17 protein-coding genes are annotated in these 17,018 nt (G+C 65.4%); 8 read left to right on the top strand and 9 right to left on the bottom strand.

Annotated elements, in window-relative coordinates; translation table 11 throughout:
- Positions 1 to 164 precede the first annotated feature (164 nt).
- Positions 165 to 770, top strand: a complete 606-nt coding sequence (locus MUN23_RS07355; RefSeq protein ID WP_248763214.1) for a malonic semialdehyde reductase — start codon at positions 165 to 167, stop codon at positions 768 to 770.
- Positions 771 to 889: 119 nt separating this feature from the next.
- Here MUN23_RS07355 and pgm read toward each other — a convergent pair whose 3' ends face one another.
- Complete coding sequence (pgm, locus tag MUN23_RS07350; protein WP_248763213.1) at positions 890 to 2,560, bottom strand: phosphoglucomutase (alpha-D-glucose-1,6-bisphosphate-dependent); 1,671 nt, start codon at positions 2,558 to 2,560, stop codon at positions 890 to 892.
- A 287-nt stretch (positions 2,561 to 2,847) separates the two neighbouring features.
- On the opposite strand from pgm, the gene MUN23_RS07345 reads away from it, so the two are divergent.
- Both MUN23_RS07345 and MUN23_RS07340 read left to right on the top strand, forming a co-directional pair.
- On the top strand, positions 2,848 to 3,744 hold the full coding sequence (locus tag MUN23_RS07345; protein ID WP_248763212.1) for a nuclease-related domain-containing protein: 897 nt from the start codon (positions 2,848 to 2,850) through the stop codon (positions 3,742 to 3,744).
- A 78-nt stretch (positions 3,745 to 3,822) separates the two neighbouring features.
- On the top strand, positions 3,823 to 4,533 hold the full coding sequence (locus MUN23_RS07340) for a DUF4190 domain-containing protein (protein WP_248763211.1): 711 nt from the start codon (positions 3,823 to 3,825) through the stop codon (positions 4,531 to 4,533).
- A 94-nt stretch (positions 4,534 to 4,627) separates the two neighbouring features.
- On the opposite strand, the gene MUN23_RS07335 is transcribed toward MUN23_RS07340, so the two are convergent.
- The 3 genes from MUN23_RS07335 to MUN23_RS07325 all read right to left on the bottom strand — a co-directional run bounded on the left by MUN23_RS07335 (position 4,628) and on the right by MUN23_RS07325 (position 7,106).
- A complete protein-coding gene (locus MUN23_RS07335; RefSeq protein WP_248763210.1) occupies positions 4,628 to 4,831 on the bottom strand; it encodes a hypothetical protein in 204 nt (67 codons plus the stop codon).
- Between the two features lie 84 nt (positions 4,832 to 4,915).
- The gene (locus tag MUN23_RS07330; protein ID WP_248763209.1) at positions 4,916 to 6,370 is read right to left on the bottom strand and encodes an amidase; all 1,455 of its coding nucleotides are present in this window, start codon (positions 6,368 to 6,370) and stop codon (positions 4,916 to 4,918) included.
- Positions 6,363 to 7,106 carry a peptidase E gene (locus MUN23_RS07325; protein WP_248763208.1) on the bottom strand — a complete coding sequence of 248 codons (744 nt, stop codon included), beginning with the start codon at positions 7,104 to 7,106 and terminating at the stop codon, positions 6,363 to 6,365. Before MUN23_RS07325 ends, MUN23_RS07330 begins: the two co-directional genes overlap by 8 nt.
- 111 nt (positions 7,107 to 7,217) lie before the next feature.
- Between MUN23_RS07325 and MUN23_RS07320 the strand changes: the two genes are divergently transcribed.
- The 3 genes from MUN23_RS07320 (at position 7,218) to MUN23_RS07310 (ending at position 8,856) form a co-directional block, all read left to right on the top strand.
- Positions 7,218 to 7,544 (top strand): rhodanese-like domain-containing protein, encoded by a 327-nt coding sequence (locus MUN23_RS07320; protein ID WP_056347663.1) that lies wholly within the window; start codon positions 7,218 to 7,220, stop codon positions 7,542 to 7,544.
- A 39-nt stretch (positions 7,545 to 7,583) separates the two neighbouring features.
- Positions 7,584 to 8,522 carry a prephenate dehydratase gene (pheA, locus tag MUN23_RS07315; RefSeq protein WP_248763207.1) on the top strand — a complete coding sequence of 313 codons (939 nt, stop codon included), beginning with the start codon at positions 7,584 to 7,586 and terminating at the stop codon, positions 8,520 to 8,522.
- Positions 8,523 to 8,646: 124 nt separating this feature from the next.
- Positions 8,647 to 8,856 carry a hypothetical protein gene (locus MUN23_RS07310; protein ID WP_056347667.1) on the top strand — a complete coding sequence of 70 codons (210 nt, stop codon included), beginning with the start codon at positions 8,647 to 8,649 and terminating at the stop codon, positions 8,854 to 8,856.
- A 142-nt stretch (positions 8,857 to 8,998) separates the two neighbouring features.
- Here MUN23_RS07310 and MUN23_RS07305 read toward each other — a convergent pair whose 3' ends face one another.
- Positions 8,999 to 9,940, bottom strand: coding sequence for a ferritin-like domain-containing protein (locus tag MUN23_RS07305; RefSeq protein WP_248763206.1), 942 nt, complete (start codon positions 9,938 to 9,940; stop codon positions 8,999 to 9,001).
- Positions 9,941 to 10,499: 559 nt separating this feature from the next.
- Positions 10,500 to 11,558 (bottom strand): diacylglycerol kinase family protein, encoded by a 1,059-nt coding sequence (locus MUN23_RS07300; RefSeq protein WP_248763205.1) that lies wholly within the window; start codon positions 11,556 to 11,558, stop codon positions 10,500 to 10,502.
- 90 nt (positions 11,559 to 11,648) lie between these two features.
- Here MUN23_RS07300 and serS point away from each other — a divergent pair, with 90 nt between their 5' ends.
- Complete coding sequence (gene serS, locus MUN23_RS07295; protein WP_248763204.1) at positions 11,649 to 12,929, top strand: serine--tRNA ligase; 1,281 nt, start codon at positions 11,649 to 11,651, stop codon at positions 12,927 to 12,929.
- 106 nt (positions 12,930 to 13,035) lie between these two features.
- Here serS and MUN23_RS07290 read toward each other — a convergent pair whose 3' ends face one another.
- Positions 13,036 to 13,581 carry a hypothetical protein gene (locus tag MUN23_RS07290; RefSeq protein ID WP_248763203.1) on the bottom strand — a complete coding sequence of 182 codons (546 nt, stop codon included), beginning with the start codon at positions 13,579 to 13,581 and terminating at the stop codon, positions 13,036 to 13,038.
- A 535-nt stretch (positions 13,582 to 14,116) separates the two neighbouring features.
- Between MUN23_RS07290 and MUN23_RS07285 the strand changes: the two genes are divergently transcribed.
- Positions 14,117 to 14,977 carry an HAD family hydrolase gene (locus tag MUN23_RS07285; protein ID WP_248763202.1) on the top strand — a complete coding sequence of 287 codons (861 nt, stop codon included), beginning with the start codon at positions 14,117 to 14,119 and terminating at the stop codon, positions 14,975 to 14,977.
- 111 nt (positions 14,978 to 15,088) lie between these two features.
- Here MUN23_RS07285 and MUN23_RS07280 read toward each other — a convergent pair whose 3' ends face one another.
- A complete protein-coding gene (locus MUN23_RS07280; RefSeq protein WP_248763201.1) occupies positions 15,089 to 15,838 on the bottom strand; it encodes a ThuA domain-containing protein in 750 nt (249 codons plus the stop codon).
- Complete coding sequence (locus MUN23_RS07275) at positions 15,838 to 16,971, bottom strand: Gfo/Idh/MocA family protein (RefSeq protein WP_248763200.1); 1,134 nt, start codon at positions 16,969 to 16,971, stop codon at positions 15,838 to 15,840. Before MUN23_RS07275 ends, MUN23_RS07280 begins: the two co-directional genes overlap by 1 nt.
- Positions 16,972 to 17,018 lie beyond the last annotated feature (47 nt).

Here is a 17,018-nt window from a genome sequence, read left to right as displayed (position 1 = left end):
ATGTTCCTCAGGCTTTCTGGAGGGGTCAAGCCGCAATCCCGGCTCTGCTGTGGTGAACGTCACCTGCCGTATTGGGAAGAGGTCCGGCCTGCTTGAAGTTACAACTATGGAAAGCAGACCGCCGGCCCATCGTTTGCGATGAGCGGCCCAGCGAAAGGTACGCCATGACTATTGCCCACGAAGAAGCCGTCATCGATTCGGCCGCCGTCGACGCCATTTTTGCCGAGGCCCGCACAGCCAACACCTTCACCGGCGAGGTGACCGAGGACCAGGCCCGTGCCATCTATGAGCTCACCAAGTTCGGCCCCACGGCTTTCAACTCCCAGCCCCTCCGCGTGACCTACGTCCGCTCGGACGAGGCCCGCGCCAGGCTCGTTGACACCCTGGCCAACGGCAACAAGGCCAAGACTGCCTCCGCGCCGCTGGTTGCCGTCCTCAGCTACGACACCGCCTGGGCCGAGCAGTGGGACAACTTCCTGCCCGAGTACAACGCCCCGAAGGCCATGTACGACGCCGCCCCGGACCTGGCCGCATCCACCGGCAACAACAACGCGCACCTGCAGGCCGGTTACTTCATCCTGGCCGTCCGGTCCCTGGGCCTCGCCGCCGGCCCGATGACCGGAGCCGACTTCGGTGCCATCGACGCCGCGTTCTTCCCGGCCGGTGACCAGAAGAGCTTCATGGTGGTGAACATCGGCCAGGCCGGCGCAGACGCCTGGGGCGCCGCGAAGCCCAAGTTCAGCTACGACGACGTTGTCCGCACCGTCTAACGCTCTATCACTTAACGCCGCTTAAACACCGACGCTCCCTCACTTTCTTCAGGAAAGTGAGGGAGCGTCGGTCATTTAAGCGCATCTAGTGAGAGAGCGTCAGCTTTTGCCTGCGCAGGTTAGGCGATGACGCCGTCCACCAGCGCCTTGGCTTCTGCCTGGACCTGCTTGAGGTGCTCCTCGCCCTTGAAGGACTCGGCGTAGATCTTGTAGACGTCCTCGGTCCCGGACGGGCGCGCGGCGAACCAGGCGTTCTCCGTGACCACCTTGAGCCCGCCGATCGACGCGCCGTTGCCGGGCGCCTCGGTCAGCTTTGCGGTGATGGTTTCGCCGGCCAGTTCAGTTGCGGTGACGTCCGACGGCGAGAGCTTGCCGAGTGCCGCCTTCTGCTCCCGCGTGGCTGCTGCATCAATGCGCGCGTAGACGGGGGCGCCGAACTGGTCGGTCAGGCCCTTGTACAGCTGCGATGGCGACTTGCCGGTGACGGCGGTGATCTCCGAGGCAAGCAGCGCCAGCAGAATTCCGTCCTTGTCGGTGGTCCAGACGCTGCCGTCCAGCTTGTTGAAGGATGCGCCGGCAGATTCCTCGCCGCCGAACGCGCCTTCGCCGGACAGCAGTCCCGGCACAAACCACTTGAAGCCCACAGGGACCTCAACCAGTTTGCGGCCCAGGCTTTCCGCCACACGGTCGATGATGGACGACGAAACCAGGGTCTTGCCCACCACCGAGTCGGGGTTCCAGCCGCCGCGGTTGCGGTAGAGGTAATCGATGGCGACCGCGAGGTAATGGTTCGGGTTCATCAGGCCACCCACCCCGTCTACAAGAGGTGTCACGATGCCGTGCCGGTCGGCGTCGGCGTCGTTGCCGGTGGCGACGTCGAACGCGGCTGAACTGCCGCCGTCGGACATCCTGTTGATCAGGGAAGCCATAGCGAACGGCGAGGAGCAGTCCATCCGGATCTTCTCGTCCCAGTCCAGGGTCATGAACGCCCACTGGGGATCCACGGTGGGGTTCACCACGGTCAGGTCCAGGTGGTGGCGCTCGCCGATCTCGCCCCAGTAATCCACTGCAGCCCCGCCCATGGGGTCGGCGCCGATGCGGACACCGGCCTCGCGGATGGCGTCCAGGTTCAACACGGACGGGAGGTCGTCAACGTAGCTGCTGAGGAAATCAAACTTGCCGGTGCTGTCCGCGGCGAGGGCGTCGGAGACGGGGATGCGCTTCACGCCCCGCAGGTCGTTTTCGAGGAGTTCGTTGGCACGGTTGGCGATCCAGCCCGTGGCGTCGGAATCGGCCGGGCCGCCGTGCGGAGGGTTGTACTTGAAGCCGCCGTCTCCGGGCGGGTTGTGGCTGGGCGTGACCACAATGCCGTCCGCTTCCGGAGTGCCGGGCTGGCGGTTGTTGTTGTAGGTGAGGATGGCGTGGCTCAGTGCCGGTGTGGGGGTGTAGCCGTGCCGCGCGTCGATCAGCACGTGCACGCCGTTGGCCGCGAGAACCTCCAGGGCGGAGTTCTGCGCCGGCTCGCTGAGGGCGTGGGTGTCCTTCGCCAGGAAAAGCGGGCCGGTGATGCCCTGCCCGGCACGGTATTCCACGATTGCCTGCGTGATCGCGACGATATGTTTTTCGTTGAACGACGCCTTGAGGCTCGAGCCGCGGTGCCCGGAAGTGCCGAATGCCACGCGCTGGCCGGGATCACCCAGATCCGGCGTGATGTCGTAATACGCGTCGAGGAGCGCAGTGATGTCAACAAGGTCCTGGGGTTGGGCAACTGTGCCCGCGCGGCTAGCCATGGCACCAGCATGCCAGACGTGGGCTGGAGTCAAAACGCGGGGTCCATAATCCGGCCCCTATGACGCGGAAAAGTCCCCGCCGGACGCTTGGCAGCAAGTAGTTAAAGCAGGTACTGGCCCCAAAAGTACCTATATACCGGCTCCCCGCGGCGCTGCTACGTTCGGAAAACTCAGGAAAGAATGCCCGACGGCGGGGAGCGCCGCCGTCGGGCCCTGCAGTAAGTGTCTGGTACTGCAGTAAGTCGCACACTGCAGTGAGTTGGCATGCGGGAGCCAGGGGGTAGGTCATGGGGGCAGGAGACGGCGCGGCCGAGCAGTCGAGGCTTGCTGCAGAACGGGTGCAGCGGCTGAAACGCCAACTCGATCAGGCCGAACGGGCCACGAAGTCGTGGGACGCCGGTTCTGTGGGCGAACGGCTCGTGGCGGACAGGTTGAGCCGGCTCATTCCGCACGGCTGGTACCTGCTGAACGACGTCCACTGGCCCGGGCGGCCCAAAGCCAACCTTGACCATGTGCTGGTGGGTCCCGGTGGGGTGGTGGTGGTCGATGCCAAGAACTGGACCGGTGAGGTCAGTGTCGCCGCCGGTGTCCTGTGGCAGGGCCGGTTTGCCAGGACGCAGTCGGTTGACGGGGCATTGGCGCAGTGCGCCGCCGTCGCGTCAGTGCTGGCGCCGCCCCACCGGCGGTTCGTCCGCCCGTTGATCTGCCTCACCGGGCAGCCGGACCTCTTTGGCATCACCAATTCAGACGTCGCCGTGGCAGGGGTAGACCGCGTTGTTGCTGCCGTGCTGGCGCTGCCCCCGGTGCTGGACCAGCAGACGGTGGTGGGCCTGTATGCGCACCTCGGCGAGCAGCTCACGCAGGAATCTGCGGCGGAAAGTCCTGCGGTGAACTCGCTGTCCGTGAAGCCGCTGACCGTTAAGTCACCGACCGTAGAGCCAGCGGGCGGAGGGCCGCCGGTGGCTGGGCCGCCGCGGTCCGGGCAGACCGGGGGCCGGAGCGGGTCCCGGCAGCCCGCCTATGGCACCCGCCGTGGGGCGCGTACTGGGGCGGGCAGCGGCGGCTCGGGACGCGCCAGGAAATCGAAGGCGCAGCACGACGCAGCCAGTGGAATGACCCGGTTGATGTTCCTGGCTGCCTTTGTGGTTTTTGCTGTCTACGTGCTGCCGTATTGGGGGCGGTAGGACTGGATGAGGGCGGCTGTAGGCCTGTAATGCAGGCGGCGGTAGGCTGGGAAGCGAAGACTTCGAATGGGGAAAATCATGACTGACCAGCCAACTCCGCGCCCTGATTCGCAAGGGTCCGGTGCGGGACCCGGCGATTCGCCGGCAGGCTACGAGCCGCCGCAGTTTGTGCCGCCCCAGGGCCCAAGCATTCCGGCGCCGCCGCCGTATGACCAGAACCCGTACGGCCAGAATCAGTTTGGCCAGGACCAGTACAGCCAGAACCAGTACGGCCAGCCAGGCCAGTACAACCAACCCGGCGCCTACGGCCAGCCTGGCAATCCGTACGGCGCGACGTATGGCCAGCCTGGCAATCCGTACGGCGCGACGTATGGCCAGCCTGCAAGCCCTTACGGCCAGGGTGCCAGCCCTTATGGCCAGCCTCCAAGCCCTTACGGCCAGGGTGCCAGCCCTTATGGCCAGCCTCCAAGCCCTTACGGCCAGGGTGCCAGCCCTTATGGCCAGCCGGCGTACGGGCAGCCCGCCTACTACGGCATGCCCGCCCAGCAGCCAAAGGGCCTGAGTATCGCCAGCATGGTCTGCGGCATTGCCTCGGTCATCGTTGGCTGGATCATGATTCCGCAGATCGCCGCCATCATCACCGGCCATCTGGCCCTCCGCCGTGAACCCTCCGGCAAGGGCATGTCCATCACCGGGCTGGTCCTGGGGTACCTTTGCCTGCTGGGTTACGGGGCGTTCTGGCTGCTCCTCATCATCGGGCTGACGTACAGCTCCACCTACGGCTACTGAGCCCCCGGTCGCAGCTGACCCCGGCTAAGAGACGCCGGGCAGCGGAAAGGCCCCCGTCTGGGGGCCTTTCTTCAGGTGGGCCTGACTCGCAATATCAGACTCTCTCGCGCCTGCGCTCAGCGGCCGGTTCCTGGGTTTCGTGGGTCCTCCGGCGACGCGGGAAGGCCCAGAAGGTGAAGTCCTGGGCCGTGTAATGCGGCTCCGGACGGTCCGGCGGTGTTTCCTGGCGCGCTTCGGGTTTCCGGTCGGCTTCCTTCTTGGCTCGCCACCCGAAATCCTCCATCGATGAATAGCACATCACAGACCTCCTCATAATGACTGCCCCTTAATCGTCCTCCGGATCGGCCCCCGCGTCGACACCCTGGAGCACGTCAAACGGCCATCAGAAACCGAGCTGGACCGCCACCTGGAGCAGGAGCAGTTCCGATCCTGCCGGCCCTACAAGCTGGATCCCCATCGGCAGGCCATGCGCCGGGTGCCCGCCGGTCCAGTGCACGGGAATGGTGATGGCAGGCAGGCCGCAGGCATTCACCATGGAGGACCACGGGGCGAATTCGCACTGCCGGCGGTAGTCGCCGTCGGCGTCCCCGGGCCATTCTGCTGCCGGCCACGGTTCGTCGCCGTGGGTGGCGCCGGTAAACCAGCCCACGGGGCGCGGCGTCTGCGCCAGTGCCGGCATCAGCATCAGGTCCCAGCCGCCGTACTGCGTGATCGTGTCGCGTTCGAATTGCCGCAGGAACGCCAGCGATTCATTGAGTTTTGCGGCGCTGCGCTGCTGGGCCCGGCGCCTGAACGTACGGGTCAGCGGGGCCAGAAGCGCTTCGCGGTGCGGACTGATCCGGGCGGTTCCGACTGCGGCGGTCCACGCGGTGGTGAAGGCGTCCGGGTAGCGGTTGTCGTAGCGGATGGCGGCTTCGCTGACGGCGTGCCCGGCATGCTCCAGCATTTCGGTGCCCGCCTGCAACGCGGTCAAGGCTTCGGGTTCGGGCGTGAACGGGAAGGTGGCGAACCAGGGGCTGTCCAGGGTCAGGCCTATGCGCAGCCGGCGCGGTTCGTGTGCTGCAGCGTCGAGATAACTGCTGTCACGGGACGGTGCCAGTGCATCCATCAGCAGGGCCGCGTCGGCTGCGCTGCGGGCCAGGGGCCCCGCCACCACCAGGCGCGCGGGGTCGCCTGAACTCTCGCCCGACGGCACCACGCCGCGGCCGGGTTTGAGTCCCACGAGGCCGCAGGCGGCGGCCGGGATGCGGACGGAACCGCCGCCGTCGGTCCCCGGCGCGAACGGAAGCAGGCCCGCGGCCACCGCGGCAGCGCTGCCTCCCGAGGAGCCGCCGGAACTCCGGCTCGGGGCATGGGGATTGCGCGACGGCGGTGCGATGCGGTTTTCGCTGTACGCCGTCAGTCCAAACTCCGGAACCTGCGTCTTGCCCAGTGAGACCACGCCAGCGGCCTTGAGGACTGCGGCGAGGGCGCTATCGGCGGGCGCCGGTTTGTGGTCAAGTGCGGCGCTTCCGTGGGTGGTCACCACGCCGGCGACGTCGGTCAGGTCCTTGAATGCCACCGGCATGCCGTGCAGGATCGGCAGGCCGCCCGCGCTGCCTCCGGAGTCCCGCGCGGAGTCGTTCCCGGAGTCTTTCCGGAACTGGACGAACCGGGCATCGGCGGCGGCTGCGTCGGTCATCGCCTGATCCGCCGTGACCGTGACAAAGGCGCCCAGCAACGGGTTCTGCTCCGCGATCCGGGCCAGGAAATGGGCCGTGGCTTCCCGCGCTGAAAGCTCTCCCGCACGGAGCGCATCCCGGAGCCGAACAGCCGGCAGGTCGTGGATGTCAGCCAAGGAAGCGAGGCTCCAGGCGCCGCTCGGAAGCGGTGCTTCCATCCGCTCCACCGGCTTCCGCGGTGACGATGTAAGCGCCCTTGCCCCGTACCTCGGCAACCGCTTCCACAAGTTCCGTGCCGTGGTAGACCAGCCCCACGCCGTCGTCCGTGCAGTGCGTTTCCCCCAGCATTCCGTCAGCCACGAGCCGGTGCACCAGCGGGCGCCGCCTTTCCTCTGAGTCGTAATGGACGCCATTGGCGTACGGGAGGAAGGCCAAGCCATTGGTCACTGCACGCAGCTCCGGCCCAAACGAATCAGTGGTGCCGCCCTGGTACCAGCAGATTGATCCGGCCGAAACCCCCGCCAGCACAACTCCGTGCTGCCACACGCGGTGGAGGATGCCGTCCAGCCCGTGGGCACGCCAGACGGCAAGCAGGTTCACCACGGAGCCGCCGTTCACCCACACCACGTCCTGTTCCAGCAGATGCGCCTCCGGGTCTGCGTGGTTTGGCATGGTGAAGAGATTGAGGTGGCTGAAGTCGAAGCCCGCCAGCCGCGCGGCCTCATCCATTTCCGCATTGAACCCGCGCTGATCCCCGGCGGCCGTACCCACGTGGGTGACCCGCGGCGGCCGTCCGCTGGCTCCGGAAAGCTCCACGGCGTAGTGCAGCAGGCGGTCAAACTCCAAGCGTGTTCGAACACCTTGCCTGTAGCCTCCAGACGTGGCCAAAATGGTGGGCTGCTCAGCGGGCAAGGATCCTCCTACGGGTCTTCAACAGCGTAACTTGTCCCTGGTTTCGGGAGCGGCGCGATCGGCTGGCGCTAGGCTGGAAGGAGACCCGTGATTCTCCGAAAGAGGACTCCTATGAGCGATTTTGATACCGTGCCCGTCAATGACGTCCCAGCCGACGCCGTGATTCTGGATGTCCGCGAAGACTACGAATGGGTTGCCGGACACGCTGAGGACGCTGTGCACATTCCCCTGGACCAGCTTCCGGCGCGGCTTGACGAACTGGACCCGGACCAGGACGTCTATGTCATCTGCCGCACTGGCGGACGGTCCTTCCGCGCCGCGCAATGGCTCACCGGACAGGGCTATACAGCCATCAACGTGGCCGGCGGAATGGACCAGTGGCTCGAGTCCGGCAAGCCACTCGTGTCCGACAACGGCCTCAAGCCGCTCATCCTGTAGTTCAGCCCGAACCTGCGTCCCGCCACCACAGAGGAATCCATGCCCGCGACACCTGTTACGTACACCTTCCTCGGGCCTGAGGGCACGTTCACCGAGGCGGCACTTATGCAGGTTCCGGATGCCGGAAGGGCCACCCGCATCCCGGCCTCCAACGTCAACGCTGCGCTGGACATGGTCCGCGATGGCTCTGCGGACGCAGCGATGGTCCCCATTGAGAACTCGGTGGAAGGTGGGGTCACGGCCACGCTGGACGCCATTGCCAGCGGGCAGGAACTCCGAATTATCCGCGAAGTCCTGGTCCCCATCAGCTTTGTCCTGGTGGCCCGACCCGGTGTGCGCATTGGTGACATCCGCCGCATTTCCACTCACGGCCATGCCTGGGCACAGTGCCGTCTCTGGGTGGATGCGAATATTCCAGGTGCAGAATATGTTGCCGGCTCCTCCACGGCGGCGGCAGCCATGGGCCTCCTGGACGGCGACGCCCACTACGACGCCGCGATCTGTGCGCCCATTGTGGCCCAGGAGCAGCCAGGGCTGACAGTCCTGGCGGAGAACATCGGCGATAACCCGGGTGCAGTGACGCGGTTCATCCTCGTGAGCAGGCTCGGCGCACTGCCCGAACGGACCGGTGCGGACAAGACCACGGTGGTAGTCCCGCTTCCGGAAGACCGCCCGGGTGCGCTGATGGAAATTCTGGACCAGTTCGCCACGAGGGGCGTGAACCTCAGCCGGATCGAATCCCGGCCTACGGGTCAGTACCTGGGACACTATTTCTTCAGCATCGACGCTGACGGGCACATCGCGGACGCCCGTGTGGCTGATGCACTGGCTGGGCTTCACCGCATCAGCCCGGCCACCCGCTTCCTTGGCTCCTATGGACGGGCTGACGCCCAAAGCTCCTGCGTCGCGCAACACACCTCTGACGAGGCATTCCGGGCGGCGCATGAATGGGTGGAGCAGATTCTGCAGGGGGAATGAACGCAGCCTGACGCCGCCCGAGGCTTCGCCCACAGCGTAGGCCGAGGTACTTCCGCGGGATAGTTACTGTGCGTATGCTTGCTTGATCCACTTGGGGGATGGCCCCTAATGAAGGGAACAGGTCATGAGTACCAGCAGCACAGACAACGACGGCCAGGGCATGATCGTTAATCCGAAGCCCACAGCCGACAACCAGGACTGGGACGGGGATGACGCTGACCGCGCCGACCGCCTGCGCTTCGAAGAGGAGCAGGCCATGATCCGTGAGCAGTCCGAGGCACGTGCCGCGAAAGCTGCTGCAGAGGCTGGAGCTGCCAAGAAGGCAACTGCCTAAAACCGTCAAGGAGTTCTTCAGGGAGGACTGACTTTCACGGGAAAAAGTGGGTCCGGCTCCTCCGGAGCCGGACCCACTTTTTTGACGCTCAACTGCGCGTCGTGGCCCCTGCAGAAACTGTCTTCCGCCGCATGCCGTCGTGCTATGAGCTGGTGGCGCTGGTGTTGATTTGGCCGTTGACGCCGTCGGGGAAGAACCCGCCTTCACGTACTGCCTTGGGGGTGAGGTAGGCGATGTTCAGGACTTGTCCGGGGTTGCGGCTGAAGGCGATACCGTTGGCGTCTGTGGGGACGAGGTTGGCAGTGGCTTCGTTGCCGATGCCCTGGTCGAGATCCGTGGAGCCGTCCAGGCTGTCCCGGGCATCCGAGATGGCCTGGGTGGGCTCCTGCAGTCCGCGGGCGTAGAGGGTGGCTCTGATGATACCGGCGTGGTACGCCTCGACGGCGAGGATGCCGGCGGCCGCCTCCAGATAGGTTTTGTTATCGATCAGGGGGGCGGCTCCCTTGTAGGCGGTGACGCCGACGTCCTCGAAGATGAACGCGCCCAGGAGAAAGCTGGTTTCGTCCGCGAACGGGTTGAACGTCTGGCCTGCCGTGATCAGGCCCGCGGCCGTTGCCGCTGCGGTGAAGCTGGCCTCCAGATCAATCTGGGGCCGGGAAACAGCGGCCTTTCCCAGCGCGGTGCGGAGGAATCTGACGTGGGCTTCTTCATCGGCCGCGATCTCCCTGGCATATTTCTCGATGAGGCTCCCCGGTGTAAACGGGACCTTCCCACCGCCTGTGACGCCGCCCCGGCGGCCTTTGCCGTCCGTGAGCCCATCGTCCAGGCCTCGGCCCGTGACGGCACGGAGGTAAAACTCCGCTTCGAGGTATTCCAGATTCAGGGCGAAGTTCAGGATCGCCCCGTCGCTGGGACTGTTCCCGGAGTTCTCGGACTCCGATGATGCATGGGCCGATGACCCGGCAAGCAGAGCCGCGGCGCCCCCGATCCCGGCGACGCCAGCGGCCCGGAACAAAAGACGCCGGTCCAGCGGATCCTCGGCGCTGCGGCTCATTGCATTTGAAATGAATCTCTGATCAAACATTCGTTTGCTCCTGTCATGAGTGCGATGCGATTTTGAGACCATGACATCCGGACGGTACTCACGCCGGGTCGCCAGCCGGGTGAAAGCCTGAAGCCTTGCCGATGGGCATGCCCGTGATGGCGATACAGAAGGTTCGTAGTGATCCGCGTCACGGATGGGTCGCCAGCGAATTCTTTTTCCTTCCGCTTTCGCGGAAGCCTGGCGGCAGATCAGGGAGTCTGACCGGGCCCCGTGCCGCTGTGGTCGCTCCAAAGCCGGGGACGAATCACACCTGCGCGTAGACGTCCTGAACAGTTGCGCCAAGGCACCGGGAGCGACTTGGTTGGGCGCGCGAGCGATGTCGACGGCGGCTAATTGTGCGATGACAGCGTGGGTGGCGAGTTCTGGAGCTCCTTAGGGGATCTTGCCGGCGTCGCCGACCCCGTCGCGGTTCCGTCTGCGGCGATGCGCGGGTTTTCCCAGCCAGAATGTGGTCTCCCAGTCCCCGTGTCCACGTACTGGAAAATCATCTCTTCGACCGCGTCAGCCGTCGAGGCTATATCGGTGGAAGGCAACCGCCTCAGGCCGGTTGGCCCTTGACCCTTATCAGGAGCGAGCGCGGTTCCACCCGGACGGTGAGCTTGGTGGCCAGCCCGGACGTGTCGCCGTCGATTTGCGTGGGCATGGGCTCGGGGCACTTGATGACGATTCGGCCGGCCCGGTACATCGTCATGATGGGCAGGTTGCCCTTGTGTTTGAAGAGGATTTTCGCGTACATGGCCAGCCAGCCGATGGCGCTGCGGGGGCTCATGACCACCACATCCAGCATGCCGTCATCGATCATGGCTTCCGGGATGAAATCGATCCCGCCCGGGACCAGCCCACAGTTGGCAAAGAGGACGCTGCGGATGTTCCGGACCTGCTCAGGCTTGTCATCCAGCGCGACTGAGACCTTCCTTCGCCGCCCCGGCAGGTGACGCATTCCGGCTTCGGTATAAGCGAGCCAACCCACGGCTTTCTTTAGGCCGGCATTGGTATCAGCGAGTATTTCGGCGTCCATGCCGATCCCGGCGATCACCAGGAACGCGTGCTCGGAAGAGTGTCCCGTGCGGGAATTCTCGATGCCCATCCGCGCGGTATCGATGTAGCGCTGGTGGCCGAAAAGCGCTGTATGCACGTTTGCGTGAAGGTCGTTGACATCCAGATCCACGTTTCGCGCCAGGAGGTTTCCCGTCCCCAGCGGAATCAGGCCCATGGCCACATCCGTGTGTGCGAGGGACTCTGCCACCACCCGCACGGTGCCGTCGCCACCGCCCACCAGAACGACGTCGGCCTTGTAGTCCAGCGCCGACCGGGCCTGGGAGTATCCGGGGTCCTCAGCGGTGGTCTCCAGGAAGAGCGGTTCGTCCCACCCGGCTGTCAAGCAGGCGCGCTGGATGGCTTCCTTCGCTTCGGGGGCACGTGCCTTGACGGGGTTGAGGATGACGACCACGCGTTGCTGGGTAAGTCCCGTTTCGTGCGCTTCTTCATGGACCGCGCTGCGGATGTGCAGGGCCTTGAGCTTCCGGACGCCCCACCAGCTGGAGACGGCGAAAGCCAGCGCCGCCGCGCTCAGGACGTAGAGAAGCCAGTCGTTCATGGTGCTTCAACAGTATCCCGGCCGCGGCGCCGCGATTCCCCCCGTCCGGCCGGGCAGTGTTGGTCCCGCCGGATTCGATACTCTTGTCTGGTGATCGACGTAAAAGACCTCAGCGAAAACCCGGACAAGTTCCGTGCCAGCCAGCGCGCCCGCGGCGCAGACGAATCAGTGGTGGACGCGATCATGGCCGCAGACTCCGCCAGGCGTGCCGCCCTGATCCGGTTTGAAAACCTCCGCGCCGAGCAGAACGTCTTCGGCAAGAAGGTGGCGCAGGCCAAGGGCGATGAAAAGAAAGCCCTGCTCGCCGAGGTCAAGGAACTGGCCAACACTGTGAAGGCCGCATCCGCCGAAGCAGACGCTGCCCAGGCCAAGCAGGACGAACTGCTGCGCAGTATCCCAAACCTTATTGAGGCCGGCGTCCCCGAGGGCGGCGAGGACGACTACATCGTGGTCAAAACCGTTGGAACGCCCCGCGAGTTCCCCGATTTCGAGCCGAAGGACCACCTGGAAATCGGTGAGCTGATCGGCGCCATCGATATGGAGCGCGGCGCGAAAGTTTCGGGCTCACGCTTCTACTTCCTGCGCGGCGTGGGTGCACGCCTGGAGATGGCGCTGCTGCAGATGGCCATGGACCAGGCCATCGAGGCCGGCTTCGTTCCCATGATCACCCCAACCTTGGTGCGCCCCGAAACCATGCAGGGCACAGGCTTTGATGTAAAGCACGACGCCGAGATCTACCGTCTCGCCGAGGACGACCTTTACCTGGTGGGCACCTCCGAGGTTGCCTTGGCCGGCTACCACGCGGACGAGATCCTGGACCTGGCGGCCGGCCCGATCCGGTTCGCCGGGCAGAGCTCCTGCTACCGCCGTGAGGCCGGCTCGCACGGCAAGGACACCCGCGGCATCATCCGTGTCCACCAGTTCAACAAGGTGGAGATGTTCGTTTACACCACGGTGGAGAAAGCCGCAGCCGAACACGAACGGCTCCTGGCCTGGGAAGAGGAGATGCTGGCCAAGTGCGAGCTCCCGTACCGCGTCATTGACACCGCCGCCGGCGACCTCGGCATGTCCGCGGCCCGCAAGTTCGACTGCGAGGCCTGGGTTCCGACGCAGGGCGCCTACCGTGAGCTGACCTCCACCTCGAACTGCACGACTTTCCAGGCCCGCCGCCTGAACATCCGCGAGCGTGTGGTCAACGACGAAGGCGTTGCCAAGGGCACCCGTGCCGTAGCCACCCTCAACGGCACGCTGGCCACCACCCGCTGGATCGTGGCCATCCTGGAGCACCACCAGAACGCTGATGGCTCGGTCAACGTCCCGGCCGCACTGCAGAAGTACCTCGGCGGCATGGAAGTCTTCCCCGTCCTCTAGGCTTCGCTGATTCGTGGACAAGTCCCCGCCGCGTGGTCCATTCCCCTTGTAACGCGAGGGGGATTAGGCCACGCGGCGGGGATTCTTGCGCGTTACTCCGGCACGTTCAAGTTTCCGCCGCAATAACTCCGGACGCCGTATTCGGGCCAAAAAAGTCTGTCCGCGCAATGAAGCCTTCATGGTCATAGAAGGAATGCTGCAGGACCGGGGCCGGGAGCCCCAAGATGTGGATGAGTGCCCTGCTCCGGGAATCGCCTACGGATTCCGAGGCCTCGTCAGCCAGTTCGAGCACTTCCAGGACCCTACGGCGTTTGGCAGCCGACGCGAGTCCGGCCGCCGCTTGCTCCACATCGATCCGGGTGAGGCCTTCGCCTTCCTTGCGCCGGCTCCCCAGCGCAGCGTCCACGATGGCCACGGACTCAGGAAGTTCCAGCCGAACAACACAATCCATAACCGTCTGAACCAGTGACGTCACACCGAACCCCCGGGTGCTGGTGACGTCCGATTGCCAGTGATGCAGGGAGATTCCATAGCCGCGCACATCCTCCAACCCGGTGCGGCCGGTCCTGGGGTCCTTTGCCGCCCGCGTCGTTGACGGAAGCCTGCCCGCCTTATGTGGTGATGCCGTCAGGATGTGGACGTGATCAGGCACGCGTGGGCTGGGAAGTCGCCAGACACGCAAGGCGGTCAGGTAGCAGAACCCTGTTTCCGGATAGCTGGCCGCCACCGCTTCCACCGTGGTCGCATAACGCTGCCAGGCTTTGAGGGCGAGCCAGGCGGGCTTGCTGTAGTAGACGCCGGTTCTGACCCGGACCAGATCTCCCTAATTGTAGGCGCGGCTCAAGCCACGGCTGCTTCCGGTGAGAGCGCGCCGGGCGGCTGGCGAGGATCAGGGCAGGAGGGGCGGATTCCATGGTCCAATGCTGGGCGATGAATTCCTGCGGAGCCAGCCATGCGATCCCGGATGTGGATAAGTCCCGGCAAGTCCCCTCAACGTGGACTTTTCCCCGTGTCCCGCGGCGGGGAATTGACCACCCGGCGGGGAATTCCAGGGCCAGCCAGCGGGAACGGCGGGCCGAAGGTTAACACTCACACCGGGGATAACCCTGTGAGTATTAACCGGGTGTTCATGCGCGCTGTGGCCTGCGTCCTAGCCGGTTTCAGGGGGACTCTGGTCTACTGGATGTATGACTACATTGACTGAAACCACAGTCGCTGGCATCGATGACCAGCGGATCGCAAACGAAAACACCACCACCAAGTTCATGGTTGCCCTGGACGTGGACGGAACCCTGGTGGACCACGACGGCCACATGTCCGCCCCTGTCCGTGAGGCCGCCCAGGCCGTTGTCGCCGCAGGGCACGATGTCCTCATCGCCACCGGCCGCTCCCTGAACGCCACGCTGCCCATCATCGAGCAGATCGGCATCGACCGCGGCTACGCCGTCTGCTGCAACGGAGGCGTGACCCTCCGGCTGCATCCGGACCTGACTGACGGCTACGAAATCATCCACAAGGCCACCTTCGATCCCGCCCCGGCGCTCCGGGCATTGCGGCAGAAGCTGCCCACTGCGAAGTATGCGCTGGAGGACGAGGACGGCAATTTCCTGTCCACGGAACGATTCCAGGACGCCAGCTTCGGCGTCGAGGCGATCGGCGTCGACTTCCAGACTCTGCTCGAAGCCACCGCCGTCCGCCTTGTGGTGTTCAGCACCGAAAACACCCCGGAAGAGTTCACCGCAACCATCCAGGAGATCGGACTGGCCGGCGTCACCTATTCCGTCGGCTGGACCGCGTGGCTGGACATCGCCGCCGCTGGTGTTACAAAGGCCAGCGCGCTGGAACGGCTCCGGGGCGAGTTGGGTGCTGAACCCCACTGGACCGTGGCCATTGGCGACGGCCGGAACGACATCGAAATGCTGGGCTGGGCCGGGCGCGGAGTCGCCATGGGCCAGGCCCCGGAGGAAGTTATCGCCGCCGCGGATGAGGTCACGCTTTCGGTGCTCGACGACGGCGCCGCGCATGTGCTGCGCAGCCTCCTGGCGTAGGGCTGCCTCCGCCTCCAGAGCCTCGCTTGGGGTTTTTGTCCAGATAATGCCACCTAAACACACTCCAAATGGGCATTATCCGGACAAAAACTCGTGGGTGCTTGCCAAACGCTAAGCCCCCTCGAACCAGCCCCGGGAAGGGTTGCTCACGGCCGGTACGGATCGGTGCAGCCCAGGCTGGGCCGCCCAGCGCACGCCGTTTGCGAGAACCCGCTGGATCTGCGGGTGGTGGTACACCGGGTATTCCTGGTCGCCGGGGCTGAAGTAGAAGATCCGGCCCTTGCCGCGGGTGAACGTGACCCCGGACCGGAACACCTCGCCGCCGGCGAAGGAGCTGATGAAGATCAGGTCGTCGGGGTCCGGGATGTCGAACAGCTCGCCGTACATCTCCTGCTCGGGGATGACGATGGGGCTGTCCACACCCTCGGCGATGGGGTGCGACGGCTTAACGGTCCACACCAGCTCGCGTTCGCCGTCGTTCCGCCACGCCAGCGAGCAGCTGGTGCCCAGCAGCCGGGTGAAAACCTTGGCGAAGTGCCCTGAATGGAGCACTATGAGCCCCATCCCGCCCAGGACGTGCCGGTGGACGCGTTCGACGACGGCCTCGCTCACCTCGGCGTGGGCCATGTGGCCCCACCACAGCAGGACGTCGGTATCGGCGAGGACCTCCTCGTCGAGGCCGTGGTCATCGTCGGTGGCCAGGACCGCCGTCGTGATCTCCGCTTCCGGGTAGTAGGACCGCAGGCCGGACGCGATGGCACCGTGGATGCCGTCAGGGTAGATCTCCCCGATGTGGGACGGTTCGTTGCGCGCCTCGTGGACTCCCTCGTTCCAGACCCGGATTCTCAGCTTGTCGTTCATTAGAGTCGAACCTCCCTTTGTTCGCGTGCCGACTGGTAGCACGCATCGATGATTTGGGCGCGGTAGAGCGCCAGTGAGCCATCATGTTCGCCCCAGACCCCCGCGCCGCCCCAAACAGCCGTCACGAAGTCTTCCACTACACCATCGTGCGCGCGGCCAGGCAGCGCAGCCGGCACGTAGTCGGCGTTTTCGCCGTCTTTTTCCGTGAACACCCGGAGCTGGCCAACGGGCGCAAAAGGCGCTCCCTGCACCTTCAGCTCGGCGCCGCCGTCGGTTCCGTAGACCGTAAAGTCCAGCAGGTCGTCCGTCTCGCGGTAGCTGGCCCAGCCGGCCTCAACCAGCAGCGTGGCGCCGCCCTCAAGGCGCAGGAATGCGGACGCGAAGTCTTCCACCTCGAATGCGTGGCTGGTGGCCATCGCCGTGTAGCGGTCGTTGCCGCCGCGGCCGCGGGGGCCCAGCTCTGAATGGGTGGTGGCGGACACGGCCACGACTTTCGGTTCGCCGAGCAGGTGCAGGGCGTAGTCCAGGGCATGAACGCCGATGTCGGCCAGCGGCCCGCCGCCGGCGAGTTCGGGGTTGGTGAACCAGCTCCCCAGCATCGGGATGCCGGAGCGGCGCAGCCAGGAAGCCTTTGCGTAGTACGGGCGGCCCACGCCGCCGCCGTCGATCACTTCCTTGAGCGCCTGGATGTCACCACGGCGGCGGTGGTTGAAGGCGATGTCCAGGACGCGCCCGGCCTTGCGGGCGGCGTCCACCATGGCCTGGCCTTCGACGGCGTTGCGCGCGATCGGCTTCTCGCTCAGTACGTGCAGGCCCCGCTCCAGGGCAGCGATGGCGATGGGTGCGTGGAGGAATGTAGGCACTGCCACGCTTATCGCGTCCAGGCCGCCGTGCTCCAGCATCTCTTCCCAGCCGGCAAACGCGTTCGGGATCGAGTATTCGGCCTGCAGGGAGTCGCGGAGTTCCTGTTCCATCCCTGCCAGCGACACGATGCGGACGCCTTCCAGGGACTCGTAGGCCTTCAGGTGCTGCTGTCCCGCCCAGCCAATGCCGACGACGCCCACCCTCAGTTCTTCGCTTCGTGGTTCGTCAAGGGCAGAAGCCTGCTGGCCCGGGGACTGCTCGTTGCTCACGGATGGTTCCTTTTCTTGTGGGGTTGGTTTGGACATGATGGGTTAGG

It is taken from the genome of Pseudarthrobacter sp. SSS035 (genome assembly GCF_023273875.1).
Classification (GTDB): Bacteria; Actinomycetota; Actinomycetes; order Actinomycetales; family Micrococcaceae; genus Arthrobacter.
The sequence above is the reverse complement of the archived record's forward strand: the minus strand, read 5'-3'. Positions and strand labels throughout refer to the sequence as shown.